Genomic DNA, 11,635 nt, shown 5'->3' with positions numbered 1-11,635 from the left:
CCCTGCCGCCCCTGCGCAACCGACGATGGCATGCAACGCGGCCCGAGCCGCTTCGACGTTGGCCCCAGAACCCATGCCATCCGCANCGCGTTCAGCGCCAGTATGTTCGTCTGGAACGCGATACCGTCGATCACCGACACAATCTCGGAAATCTTGCGCGAACTCGCCGAGATCCCCTCCATCGTGCTCACCACCTCCGACACCGCCGCGCCGCCGCGCTCGGCCACATCCGAGGCGCTGGCCGCCAGCTGATTCGCCTGGCGCGCGTTGTCCGCATTCTGCTTGACCGTCGAGGCCAGCTCTTCCATCGACGCCGCCGTCTCTTCCAGCGACGCCGCCTGCTGCTCGGTGCGGCTGCTCAGGTCCGTGTTGCCCGCCGAGATTTCGCGCGAGCCCACGTTGATCTCGTCCACCCCGCGGCGCACCTGCGACACCGTGCGCGCCAGATTCTCCTGCATGCGCTTGAGCGCCGCGAACAGCTGGCCAATCTCGTTGCTGTTGCGCACTTCCACCCGCGCCGTCAGGTCGCCCGCCGCGATCTTGTCGAAATGCTGGCCGGCATCCACCAGCGGACGCACCACCAGGCGGCCGAATACCACGCGCGCCACCAGCATCAGCAGCAGGGCCAGCACCACGGCCACGCCCACCGCCATGACGGCGCGTTCGAAGTTGGTCTGGGCCGCGGCGATATTGGCGTCCTGCTGTTCCTGGATGTAGCCGGTGAACTTGGCAATGGCCTCGATGAACGTCGCGCTGCGCGGCGTGCCGTATTCGTTGTTCACCATGTAGAAAGTGGAATAGTCTTCGCTGCGCAGCGCCTCGACCATGGTGTCGACGCCGTCATCGATATACGCGCGATAGCGGCGCACCAGGTCCATCGACAGGCGGCGCCCGGCGTCGTCTTCCAGCATGTTCTGCTGGAAATCCGAAAAGCGCTTGCGCACGCCGTCCAGCCGCGTGGTGGCGGCGTCCAGCGCCGTCTTGGCTTCCTTGGCCGAATTTTCGCCGCTGCCCCAGCCCGATTCCTGCAGGTAGCGCGCCGCCACCATCAGGTCCACGCGCGAGCGCAGCATGTCGCTGTTGATGATCTCGACCTGCTTGGCGCGATCGGTCAGGTCGTTGATCTTGCGGATCGACTCGTAGTTGCTCTGCAGGAAATACGCCGCCAGCACGCCCACCGCGGCGATCAGCAGCGCAAAGAACGCCATCACTACCAGCAGCAGCGTGCCGACCCGCGCATCGCGGATCTTCCAGGAACGCTTCTGTTTGGGCGCCCGCGCCCGCTTCTTGCCCTTGGCCGGCTTGGCGCCGGTGTCGAAAGTCGCTTCCATCGCTCTCCCCCGTCTTTCAGGAATATTCTGAAACTCGTTCACTGCCGGCACATGCCGGCAACCTATCGGCCCTGGCTGACTGCGCCATGCCCGTTATTGCGCCGGCGCCTGCGGCACCGGCACCCATGGCGCGCCCGCCGGACCATCCAGCCGCGCCGGCGCGGGCCCCAGCAGCTTGCGGCGCTCCCAGGGCTCGAGCAGGACGTTGGTGGTATCCACCAGGCGCACCAGCCTGCCGTCGGGGCCGAACTGCAGCATCGCCTGCTTGCGGCTGTACAAGCCGTCGGTCACGAACGTGGCCTTGAACGACCACAGCGCCAGCGTGCCGCCGTCGCTCTGGCCGTACAGCATGGCCGGCGCGGCCCCCAGGGCGTAAGAGGCTTCTTCCAGCGTCGATTCGCCGGGCGTCAGCCTGGACAGCTGGCCCGGATCGAAATTGCGCCCGGACGTCGCGCAGCCCGCCAGCAGCCACGCCACCCCCAGCACCGCCAGTATCGATCGCAAGCCCATGCTCAGCATCCATCCGCGCCGGCGCGCCGGCGCATCAAAAAGATTCCCAATCGTCGTCCGCCGGCATCGCGCGGCGGCCCGCCGGCGCGGCAGAGACCGGCGCCGCGGCGGCAGGCGCCGGGCGGCGCGCCGGACGCGCCGCGCTGGCGCCTTCAGTTGGCTGCTGGGTGGCCGCGGCCCGCCGCGCAACGGCTGGCGCCGCGGCGCCAGCCGGGCTGGCGGCCGGCTCGGCGCGGCGTGCGCTGCGCGCCGCACGGGGCGCGGCAGCGGCGGGCGCCTGCGCCGTCATGCCCGTCAGTTGGCGCGGCGCAGCCGCGGGCGGCGCCGGCTCGGGTTCGCGGACGGCCGCGTCCGGCTGGCGCGCCGGCTCGGCCACGCGCGGGGCGTGCCGGGCAGTCAGCTGCTGGGCCGGCACTTCGATGACTTCGCCCGCGTTGATCTTGAACACCGATACCGCCTCGGCCAGCCGCTGCGCCTGCTCCTGCAGCGAACCTGCCGCCGCGGCCGCCTCTTCCACCAGCGCCGCGTTCTGCTGCGTCACCTCGTCCATCTGCGACACCGCCCGGTTCACCTGGTCGATACCCCCCGACTGCTCTTCCGAGGCCGCCGAAATCTCGCCCATGATGTCCGTCACTCGCTTGACCGAGGCCACGATCTCCTGCATCGTCGCCCCCGCACGCTCCACCTGCTGCGAGCCCGTGCCCACCTTGCTTACCGAATCCTCGATCAGCACCTTGATCTCTTTGGCCGCCTGCGCGCTGCGCTGCGCCAGCGAGCGCACCTCGCCCGCCACCACCGCAAAGCCCTTGCCCTGCTCGCCCGCGCGCGCCGCTTCCACCGCCGCGNCGAGCCGGTGACCACCGGCCAGATCTACTGGGGCTCGGTGCCGTTCATCGTGATCCAGCTGGCCATGGTGATCGCCGTTATGGTCTTCCCCGGCATCGTCATGCACTACAAGGCCGGCATGTCCACCGTCGACCCCAGCACCGTCAAGATCGAGATCGAAACCACTTACGGTACTAACATATATGGCAACGATGCGGCCGACCCGGCCGCGGCATTCAAGTAAAACGCCATGCGTACTCGCGTCAAGATCTGCGGTCTTACCCGCGAAGCAGACATCGCCTCGGCCGTGCAGGCCGGGGCGGACGCGATCGGTTTCGTGTTCTATCCGGGCAGCAAGCGCTACGTGCCGCCGGCCCGGGCGGCGCAACTGCGCCGCGCCGTGCCGGCCTTTGTCGACGTCGTGGCCTTGTTCGTCAATCCCGCCCCGGCCGACGTGCAGGCCGTGCTGGACCAGGTCGGCCCCGACCTGCTGCAGTTCCACGGCGACGAATCCGCGTCCGACTGCGCGCGTTACGGCACGCGCTTCCTGCGCGCGTTCCGCGCCGGCGCGCCGGGCCTGGATACCCCCGAAGGCCTGGCGGCCGCCTGCCGCGCCTACGGCAAGGCGGCGGGCTGGCTGTTCGACAGCTACAGCGCCGGCTACGGCGGCAGCGGCCAGGCCTTCGACCACGCCTTGCTGGCCGCTGTGCGGGCGGATGCCGCCGCGCGCCCGGTCATTCTGTCGGGTGGGCTGAACGCCGCCAATGTCGGGCCCGCCATCGAAGCCTGCCGCCCCTGGGCGGTCGATGTCAGTTCCGGCGTCGAAACCGCGCCGGGCGAGAAGTCGCCAGACAAGATCCGCGCCCTGCTCGAAGCCGTGCGCCTGGCCGACGACAGCTTGCGTGGCCAATAAAAGCCATATATAATCTTTCTTCTTTGCAGGCGGTTAGCTCAGATGGTTAGAGCGCTACGTTGACATCGTAGAGGTCGTTGGTTCGATTCCAATACCGCCTACCAGAATTACCGAAAGAATCACCCAATCAAAGCTTGCGCAGGCGGCTCTCATGCCGCCAAGACAGCCGCCCCGGCCCCAAGGTCAGGCGGCTTTTTCTTTTGCAGCCCACGGCGCCGATTGGGCGGTTTTCCTGGATAATCTATCCAGGCGGCGCGCATTTATCCCGCAGCGCCGATCCTTCTAAGCTGAGACTCCCATCGATGCACGAAGGAGCTTTCCCATGGCTGACCATTCCATCAACGGCAAGGTGGCGCTCATTGCCGGCGGCGCGAAGAACCTGGGCGGCCTGATCGCCCGCGATCTCGCCGAACATGGCGCGCGGGCCGTTGCCGTCCACTACAACAGCGCGTCCTCCCGCGACGCCGCCGAGGCCACGGTGGCCGCGGTGCAGGCCAGCGGCGCACGGGGCGTGGCCCTGCAGGCCGACCTGACCACCGCCGGCGCGGTTGAAAAGCTGTTTGCCGACACGGCCGCCGCGGTCGGGCGGCCCGACATCGCCATCAATACCGTCGGCAAAGTGCTCAAGAAGCCGTTCACGGAAATCACCGAGGCCGAATACGACGAGATGGCGGCCATCAACAGCAAGTCGGCGTTCTTCTTCCTGAAAGAAGCGGGCAGGCACGTCAACGACAATGGCAAGATCGTGACCCTGGTGACGTCGCTGCTGGGCGCGTTCACGCCGTTCTATGCCGCCTATGCGGGCACCAAGGCGCCGGTCGAGCACTACACCCGTGCGGCGGCCAAGGAATTCGGCGCGCGCGGCATCTCGGTCAATGCAGTGGGGCCGGGCCCCATGGACACGCCTTTCTTCTATCCGGCCGAAAGCGACGAAGCCGTGGCGTATCACAAGACCGCCGCCGCGCTGTCGGCGTTTTCTCCCACCGGCCTGACTCACATCGAAGACGTTGTGCCGTTCATCCGCCATCTGGTCAGCGATACCTGGTGGATGACCGGCCAGACCATCCTGATCAATGGCGGCTACACCACCAAATAAGGAGATCCCATGCGCAGCGGGTTCCTGATTCTGTCCGGCGTCGGGCTGTCCGTGCCGATGTCCGGCGCGCTGCCGGCCCCGCGCCGCAACTGAGCCCGCCTGCCGCATGGACAGGTTCGAGCAATACCGCGTCTTCGCGCAGGTGGCGGAGATGGGCAGTTTCATCAAGGCGGCGAATGCGCTGGGGCTGCCGCGCGCCTCGGTGTCGGCGGCGGTTCAGCAGCTCGAGGCCCAGGTCGGGGCCCGGCTGCTGCACCGCACGACCCGCCAGGTGCGCGTCACTGCGGACGGCATGCAGTTGCTGGAACGCATCCGCTCGCTGCTGGCCGAAGTCGAGGACATCGACCAGCTGTTCCAGTCGGGCCAGCGGCAGGTTTCCGGCCGCCTCAATGTCGATGCGCCCAGCCGCATTGCCCGCCGCCTGATCGCGCCGATGCTGCCGGGCCTGCTGCGCCGCCATCCCCGCTTGCAGGTCAGCCTGGGCTCTACCGACCGCACCATCGATTTGATACGCGAAGGCGTCGATTGCGTGGTGCGGGTCGGTGCGCTGCGCGACAGCAGCCTGGTGGCCAGGCCGCTGGGCCATGTTGCCCTGGTCAACTGCGCCAGCCCGGCCTATTTGCGGGAATTCGGCGAGCCGCGCCAGCCCGGCGACCTGCGCAGCGGCCACTGGGCTGTCGGCTACGCGCCATCGGCGCCGGGCCGCGAGGCGGCCTGGGAATATGCCGTGCGCGGCGGCGTGCAGTCCGTGCCGCTGCCCAGCCGGGTGGTGGTGGACAATGTCGAGAACTACATCGCCTGCAGCCTGGCGGGGCTGGGTCTGATCCAGATACCGCGCTTCGACGTGCAGCACTTGCTGGCCGCCGGCGCGCTGGTAGAGGTCATGCCGGATTGCCGCGCGCCCGCTATGCCGGTAACACTGCTTTATCCGCACCGGCGCCAGCGCGCGCGGCGCCTGACGGTATTCCTGGAATGGTTCGAGGCCCAGATGCGCGCGCACCTCGATGTGTAACGGTGAAATGAAAACTCAGCCTCGACGGGAGGCTGGCGGGGCGTCCGGCAGCGCGTCCAGGCGGGCCCGCAGCGCGGCTTCGAGTTCGAGCAGTGCGGTTTCGACCAGGGCGTATGCCTGTTCGATGCCGGGTTCGTCGCGGGCCCGCAGGGCTTCGGTAAGCCGGTCGAAGGCGGGCAGGGCGTTGCCGCTGCCCAGAAAGCTGACCGTGCCCTTGGCGCGATGCACATACTGGCGGGCGGCGGCGTGGTTGCGTGCGCGGATGGCATGCCGCGTGTCTGCCAGGTCGCTGCGGGTTTGATCCAGGGCCTGTTCGAGCAGGGTGCGGCGGGTGGCGGTGTCAGGGTACAGCGGCAGCAGGGTGTCGATGTGGGGCATGGGTGTCAGGGCCCTGCCTTGTTATCGAATTTTTCGTTCAAGTACAGCGCCAGCGCCAGGTCGTCGGCCAGCCCCAGCTTTTTCATGGCGCGCCGCTTGTGGGTGCTGATGGTTTTCTTGCTGCGCAGCAGGCGGGCCGCTATTTGCGTTACCGACAGCCCCTGGGCGATCTGGCGCAGCACTTCGATTTCGGCGGCGGTCAGGCGGGTGTCGGGGTGGCGCGGCGACGCCACGCGCAGGGCGCCGTTCTTGTACGTGATGAAGCCGCACGGGTTGCCGCGGCTGTGCGCGGCGCGGATCATTTCCACCAGCATCGGCATCGAGGCGGACTTGGGCAGGTAGCCGGTGGCGCCGGCCCGGAAGGCGGCGTATTCGGTTTCGGCGGCGGCGCCGGCCGAAAACGTGATGACGGCCATGTGCGGGTGCTGACGGCGCAGGCGACGGATGAAGTCCATGCCGTCCCAGGGCTGGCGCGGCAGGTAGAAGTCGACCACCGCCACGTCGCAGGGCTGGCGCTTCAGGCTGGCGGCCAGCGCTTCGGAGGTGGTCTCGGCATGCACGATTTCGAAGTCGGGCTGCGACCTGAGATAGGCCGCCACGCCCAGCGTGATGACGGGGTGGTCGTCGAGGATGGCGATGCGCACGCGGTCGCTGGCGCCGGAAAGCAGCAGGTAGCGACGTCCCGCGGCCTGGGGCAGGGTGGCCGGATCGGTGGGGCTGGCAGCCGTAAACGGAGACGTGATCATGGCGGATGGCGGGGCGGCGCGCGTTCGGGCGCAGTCATCGGAGGGTACCCAGGTCAGACGGATCAAGGGGGAAAGTGTCGGATAAATAGGACATGTCCGCTGTCCGATATTTCAGATGCTGCCTGGGGTAATTGCCGAAAGGCCGGCGGCCCGGACGGCGGGCGCGGGGGATGCTACAATCTTTGACGATCGGCGCGCAGGGTTGCGTGCCGGCCCACCACGGCCCTTCAGCATGATTCCTCGCCCGACACGAACTACGACCGGAAACTTCCGCCCCATGTCGCGTTAGTTTTATCAAGCGTCGGGTTCCGCATGTCAGGCAGACGGCAGTCCCCAAGCAAGCAACCAAACGGAACGCGGCGGACAGCCGCGTTTGTCGTTTCTTCCCCAGGAATTCCTCGATGGTACAGATCACTTTGCCCGATGGTTCGCAGCGTCAGTTTCCGGGGCCGGTCACGGTCGCCGAAGTCGCGCAGTCCATCGGCACCGGGCTGGCCAAGGCCGCGCTGGGCGGCCGCGTCACGGCGCCCGGCGGCGAGCCCCGGCTGGTCGACACCAGCTACCGCCTCGAGCACGACGCGCAGTTGGCCATCGTCACCGCCAAAGACGCCGACGGGCTCGACCTGATCCGCCATTCCACCGCGCACTTGCTGGCCTATGCCGTCAAAGAACTGTTTCCCGATGCGCAGGTCACCATCGGGCCGGTCATCGACAACGGCTTCTATTACGACTTCTCGTACAAGCGGCCCTTTACGCCCGAAGACCTGGCCGCCATCGAAAAGAAAATGACCGAGCTCGCGCGCAAAGACGAAACCGTCACGCGCGAAGAATGGACCCGCGACGATGCCGTGGCCTATTTCAAGAGCATCGGCGAAGACTACAAGGCCGAGATCATTGCGTCGATTCCCGCCAATGAAACGCTCAGCCTGTACCGCGAGGGCAATTTCATCGACCTCTGCCGCGGGCCGCACGTGCCGTCCACGGGCAAGCTCAAGGTCTTCAAGCTGATGAAGGTGGCCGGCGCCTACTGGCGCGGCGACAGCAACAACGAGATGCTCCAGCGCATCTACGGCACGGCCTGGGCCACCAAAGACGACCAGGACGCCTACCTGCACATGCTCGAAGAGGCCGAGCGCCGCGACCACCGCAAGATCGGCCGCGACCTCGACCTGTTCCATTTCCAGGACGAGGCCCCCGGCCTGATCTTCTGGCACCCCAAGGGCTGGGCGCTGTGGCAGCAGGTCGAACAGTACATGCGCGGCGTGTACAACGATAACGGCTACCAGGAAGTGAAAGCGCCGCAGATCCTCGACTTGTCGCTCTGGAAGAAAACCGGCCACTGGGACAACTACCGCGAAAACATGTTCACGACCGAGTCCGAGAACCGTGTTTACGGGCTCAAGCCCATGAACTGCCCGGGCCACGTGCAGATTTTCAACGCGGGGCTGCACTCGTACCGCGAACTGCCGCTGCGCTACGGCGAGTTCGGCCAGTGCCACCGCAATGAGCCGTCCGGCTCGCTGCACGGCATGATGCGCGTGCGCGGCTTCACACAAGACGACGGCCATATTTTCTGTACCGAAGACCAGCTGCAGGACGAGTGCGCCGACTTCACCGCGCTGCTGCAGAAGGTTTACCGTGATTTCGGCTTCAACGACGTGCTGTACAAGGTGGCCACGCGGCCCGAAAAGCGCATCGGCAGCGACGAAATCTGGGACAAGGCCGAAACCGCCCTGATGGAAAGCCTGCGGCGCACCGGCTGCGAGTTCGAGATTTCGCCGGGCGAGGGCGCCTTCTACGGCCCCAAGATCGAATACACGCTGAAAGATGCAATCGGCCGGCACTGGCAATGCGGCACCGTGCAGGTCGATTTCTCCATGCCGGTGCGGCTGGGCGCCGAGTACGTCGACGCCCAGGACCAGCGCCGCGCCCCGGTCATGCTGCACCGGGCCATCCTGGGTTCGCTCGAGCGTTTCATCGGCATGCTCATCGAAAACCATGCCGGCGCAATGCCGCCTTGGCTGGCGCCGGTGCAGGCCGTGGTGTGCTGCATTTCCGAGCCTTCGGCCGATTATGCTGCGCAAATCACACAAACCCTGAAAAAACAAGGCTTTAGGGTGCAGTCGGATTTGCGTGGTGAAAAAATCACTCGTAAAATCCGCGAGCATAGCCTGCAAAAGGTGCCGTACATCCTTGTCGTGGGTGACAAAGAAAAGCAGAACGGGACGGTTGCCGTTCGCGGCCTGGGGGGGCTTGATCTCGGCGTCATCGCGCTCGAAGACTTCGCCGCCCGCCTGGCCGAAGACGTCGCCGCCCGCCGGGATGTCGTTCAACCCGAAAGCAGTGCCACTTAAATCTTTTAGGAGTCGTCAACATCGCCACTGAAAAAGCCAATCGCATCAACGGTGAAATCCGCGTTCCCGAGGTGCGCCTGATAGGTCTGGACGGAGAGCAGCTGGGCATCGTCAAGCTGGCCGACGCGTTCCGTCTTTCCGAACAAGCCGATGTGGACCTGGTCGAAATCGCGCCCAACGCCGATCCCCCGGTCTGCCGCCTGATGGACTACGGCAAGTTCAAGTACCAGGAACAGAAACGCCAAGCCGAAGCCCGCGCCAAGCAGAAGGTCATCCAGGTCAAGGAAGTGAAATTCCGTCCCGCCACCGACGAAGGCGACTACCAGGTCAAGCTGCGCAACCTGCGCCGCTTCCTGGAAGAGGGCGACAAGGCCAAGGTCACGCTGCGGTTCCGGGGCCGGGAAATGGCTCACCAGGAACTTGGCATGCGCGTGCTCGAGCGCGTGCGCGACGACCTGACCGAACTGGCCCAGGTCGAGGCCATGCCCAAGCTGGAAGGGCGCCAGATGGTCATGGTGCTGGCCCCCCGCAAGAAGAGCACGCCGGGCAAGGCCGACGCCGCCGGCTGATTTTCCCGCCCGTGCATGGACGGCCGCGCCGTAGCCCGGCCGTCCATGCCGGCAGGCGGCCGGCGCGGGGTGGCCATTTACGCTACGATGTCGGTTTGGCGCGCTGGTGCCCGGCACGGCGCGCGACCGGGATGTCCATACCATGCATGTCTTATTCGTAATCGATCCCTTGCCGCGCCTGAAGGCCTACAAGGATAGTTCGGTCGCCATGATGCGCGCGCTGGCCGCGCGCGGCCACACGCTCAGCGTGGCAATGCAGGGCGACCTGTTCATCGACGCCGGGGTGGTGCAGGCCCGCGCCACCGATATCGAGCTGGTGGACGGCGCCGACCTGCACGGCCACGACTGGTGGCGCGATGCCGGCGCCGCGCAGGATGTCCCGCTGTCGCGCTTCGGCGCGGTGCTGATGCGCAAAGACCCGCCCTTCGACATGGAATACGTCTATTCGACGCACATGCTCGAATACGCCCAGGCGCAGGGGGCCAGGGTATTCAATGACGCCGCGGCGATCCGCAACCATCCCGAAAAGCTGGCCATCACCGAATTCTCCGAGCTGGCCGCTCCCACGCTGGTCACGCGCGACATGGCGCGCATCAAGGCGTTCCACGCGCATCACCAGGACGTCATCGTCAAGCCGCTCGACGGCATGGGCGGCACGGGCATTTTCCGCCTGCAGGCGGTCGAGCCCAACCTGAACGCCATCCTGGAAACCCTGACCGAAGACGGCACGCGCACCATCATGGCGCAGCGCTACATTCCCGAAATCGTCCAGGGCGACAAGCGCATCCTGCTGATCGGCGGCGAGGCCGTGCCTTACTCCCTGGCGCGCATTCCCCTGGCGGGCGAAACCCGCGGCAACCTGGCCGCCGGCGGGCGCGGCGTGGCGCAGCCGCTGTCCGAGCGCGACCGCGAAATCGCCGCCGCCGTGGCCCCCAGGCTGGCCGCGCGCGGGCTGCTGCTGGTGGGCCTGGACGTGATCGGCGACTACGTCACCGAGGTCAACGTCACCAGCCCCACCTGTTTTGTCGAGATCGCCGAGCAAACCGGCTTCGACGTGGCGGGCATGTTTGCGCAGGCCCTGGAACGCGCGGCGGCGTAAGGGCGGGCCATGACCGGCATAGTCATCGTCGTGCACGCGCCGCTGGGCGAAGCCATGCGCGAATTCGCCGAACACGTGCTGGGCGAAGCGGCCGGGCAGATGGCCGTGCACGATATCCAGCCCGACGAATCCCCCGACAGCCGCGCGCCCGCCGTGCTCCGCGACATCCTGGCCGCCGATACGGGCGGCGGCGTGCTGGTGCTGACCGATCTCATCGGCGCCACGCCGGCCAACATCGCCAAGCGGGCGGTGGCCGATGCCCAGGCGCAGGGCACGCAATGCGGCCTGGTCGCCGGCCTGAACACATCGATGCTGCTGCGCGCCCTGACCTCGCGCGAGCGCAGCCTGGCCGAAACTCGCGAGAAGGCGCTGGCGGGCGGCGTGCAGGGCTGTTTGCGGGTAGACTGATCCGCCGTTTTCCGCGCCGGTTTTTGCCCTATTATGTCGGTGCATGGCATGGGCCCCACGGCGGCATGCGGATGCCGCGGCGGGAATGGCCATGCCGGGCTGTGTTTACCTAATTTCTATGCCTATTTCTGACATCATCATTTCCAACAAGCTGGGCCTGCATGCGCGTGCGGCCGCCAAGCTGACGCAGCTGGCCAGCAAGTTCGGCAGCGAAATCTTCATCTCGCGCGGCGCCCAGCGCGTCAACGCCAAGAGCATCATGGGGGTAATGATGCTGGCAGCCGGGCAGGGCGTCACTGTCAGGCTGGAAGCCTCGGGCGGCGATGCCGACCAGGCGCTTTCCGAAATCCAGAACCTGTTCGACAGCAAATTCGGTGAGCACGAATAGCAAGCC

The 11,635-nt window shown here is 66.7% G+C and carries 11 protein-coding genes, 1 tRNA gene and 3 pseudogenes; 10 read left to right on the top strand and 5 right to left on the bottom strand.

Annotation, left to right across the window (positions count from 1 at the left end; translation table 11 throughout):
- Window positions 1–50: 50 nt before the first annotated feature.
- From J2P76_RS06995 to J2P76_RS06985, 3 genes and pseudogenes are all read right to left on the bottom strand, one after another.
- Window positions 51–1,331 (bottom strand): annotated as a pseudogene (locus tag J2P76_RS06995) (methyl-accepting chemotaxis protein); the annotation flags it as partial.
- A gap of 93 nt (window positions 1,332–1,424) precedes the next feature.
- On the bottom strand, window positions 1,425–1,841 hold the full coding sequence (locus J2P76_RS06990) for a hypothetical protein (RefSeq protein ID WP_207405607.1): 417 nt from the start codon (window positions 1,839–1,841) through the stop codon (window positions 1,425–1,427).
- A 34-nt stretch (window positions 1,842–1,875) separates the two neighbouring features.
- A pseudogene (locus J2P76_RS06985) lies at window positions 1,876–2,691 on the bottom strand (methyl-accepting chemotaxis protein); the annotation flags it as partial.
- Here J2P76_RS06985 and J2P76_RS06980 point away from each other — a divergent pair.
- The 5 genes and pseudogenes from J2P76_RS06980 to J2P76_RS06960 form a co-directional block, all read left to right on the top strand.
- Window positions 2,689–2,910: pseudogene (locus J2P76_RS06980) on the top strand (C4-dicarboxylate ABC transporter); the annotation flags it as partial. The pseudogenes J2P76_RS06985 and J2P76_RS06980 sit on opposite strands and share 3 nt — an antisense overlap.
- A gap of 6 nt (window positions 2,911–2,916) precedes the next feature.
- Window positions 2,917–3,579, top strand: coding sequence for a phosphoribosylanthranilate isomerase (locus J2P76_RS06975; RefSeq protein ID WP_207405605.1), 663 nt, complete (start codon window positions 2,917–2,919; stop codon window positions 3,577–3,579).
- 27 nt (window positions 3,580–3,606) lie between these two features.
- A tRNA-Val gene (locus tag J2P76_RS06970) sits at window positions 3,607–3,683 on the top strand.
- A 218-nt stretch (window positions 3,684–3,901) separates the two neighbouring features.
- A complete protein-coding gene (locus tag J2P76_RS06965; RefSeq protein ID WP_207405603.1) occupies window positions 3,902–4,675 on the top strand; it encodes an SDR family oxidoreductase in 774 nt (257 codons plus the stop codon).
- A gap of 106 nt (window positions 4,676–4,781) precedes the next feature.
- Entirely contained in the window at window positions 4,782–5,687 is a 906-nt protein-coding gene (locus J2P76_RS06960) for a LysR family transcriptional regulator (RefSeq protein ID WP_207405602.1), read from the top strand.
- A gap of 15 nt (window positions 5,688–5,702) precedes the next feature.
- Here J2P76_RS06960 and J2P76_RS06955 read toward each other — a convergent pair whose 3' ends face one another.
- Together J2P76_RS06955 and J2P76_RS06950 are read right to left on the bottom strand one after the other, a co-directional pair.
- Complete coding sequence (locus J2P76_RS06955; RefSeq protein WP_207405600.1) at window positions 5,703–6,065, bottom strand: hypothetical protein; 363 nt, start codon at window positions 6,063–6,065, stop codon at window positions 5,703–5,705.
- 5 nt (window positions 6,066–6,070) lie between these two features.
- Window positions 6,071–6,811, bottom strand: a complete 741-nt coding sequence (locus tag J2P76_RS06950) for a response regulator transcription factor (protein ID WP_207405598.1) — start codon at window positions 6,809–6,811, stop codon at window positions 6,071–6,073.
- Window positions 6,812–7,212: 401 nt separating this feature from the next.
- Between J2P76_RS06950 and thrS the strand changes: the two genes are divergently transcribed.
- The 5 genes from thrS (at window position 7,213) to J2P76_RS06925 (ending at window position 11,629) form a co-directional block, all read left to right on the top strand.
- Window positions 7,213–9,165: a threonine--tRNA ligase gene (gene thrS, locus J2P76_RS06945; protein ID WP_207405596.1), complete on the top strand. Its 1,953-nt coding sequence runs from the start codon at window positions 7,213–7,215 to the stop codon at window positions 9,163–9,165.
- A gap of 20 nt (window positions 9,166–9,185) precedes the next feature.
- On the top strand, window positions 9,186–9,734 hold the full coding sequence (gene infC / locus J2P76_RS06940) for a translation initiation factor IF-3 (protein WP_207409144.1): 549 nt from the start codon (window positions 9,186–9,188) through the stop codon (window positions 9,732–9,734).
- A 142-nt stretch (window positions 9,735–9,876) separates the two neighbouring features.
- Entirely contained in the window at window positions 9,877–10,833 is a 957-nt protein-coding gene (gene gshB, locus J2P76_RS06935; RefSeq protein WP_207405595.1) for a glutathione synthase, read from the top strand.
- A gap of 9 nt (window positions 10,834–10,842) precedes the next feature.
- A complete protein-coding gene (locus tag J2P76_RS06930) occupies window positions 10,843–11,241 on the top strand; it encodes a PTS sugar transporter subunit IIA (RefSeq protein ID WP_207405593.1) in 399 nt (132 codons plus the stop codon).
- A 118-nt stretch (window positions 11,242–11,359) separates the two neighbouring features.
- Complete coding sequence (locus J2P76_RS06925; RefSeq protein WP_207405591.1) at window positions 11,360–11,629, top strand: HPr family phosphocarrier protein; 270 nt, start codon at window positions 11,360–11,362, stop codon at window positions 11,627–11,629.
- Window positions 11,630–11,635: the final 6 nt, after the last annotated feature.

The sequence above is a fragment of the Bordetella petrii genome (genome assembly GCF_017356245.1).
Lineage (GTDB): Bacteria > Pseudomonadota > Gammaproteobacteria > Burkholderiales > Burkholderiaceae_B > Bordetella_A > Bordetella_A petrii_D.
The sequence above is the reverse complement of the archived record's forward strand: the minus strand, read 5'-3'. Positions and strand labels throughout refer to the sequence as shown.

Coding starts and splice junctions, on each gene's coding strand:
- J2P76_RS06990 (WP_207405607.1), bottom strand. CDS start 1,841: ATGGGCTTGCGATCGATACTGGCGGTGCTGGGGGTGGCGTGGCTGCTG.
- J2P76_RS06975 (WP_207405605.1), top strand. CDS start 2,917: ATGCGTACTCGCGTCAAGATCTGCGGTCTTACCCGCGAAGCAGACATC.
- J2P76_RS06965 (WP_207405603.1), top strand. CDS start 3,902: ATGGCTGACCATTCCATCAACGGCAAGGTGGCGCTCATTGCCGGCGGC.
- J2P76_RS06960 (WP_207405602.1), top strand. CDS start 4,782: ATGGACAGGTTCGAGCAATACCGCGTCTTCGCGCAGGTGGCGGAGATG.
- J2P76_RS06955 (WP_207405600.1), bottom strand. CDS start 6,065: ATGCCCCACATCGACACCCTGCTGCCGCTGTACCCTGACACCGCCACC.
- J2P76_RS06950 (WP_207405598.1), bottom strand. CDS start 6,811: ATGATCACGTCTCCGTTTACGGCTGCCAGCCCCACCGATCCGGCCACC.
- thrS (WP_207405596.1), top strand. CDS start 7,213: ATGGTACAGATCACTTTGCCCGATGGTTCGCAGCGTCAGTTTCCGGGG.
- gshB (WP_207405595.1), top strand. CDS start 9,877: ATGCATGTCTTATTCGTAATCGATCCCTTGCCGCGCCTGAAGGCCTAC.
- J2P76_RS06930 (WP_207405593.1), top strand. CDS start 10,843: ATGACCGGCATAGTCATCGTCGTGCACGCGCCGCTGGGCGAAGCCATG.
- J2P76_RS06925 (WP_207405591.1), top strand. CDS start 11,360: ATGCCTATTTCTGACATCATCATTTCCAACAAGCTGGGCCTGCATGCG.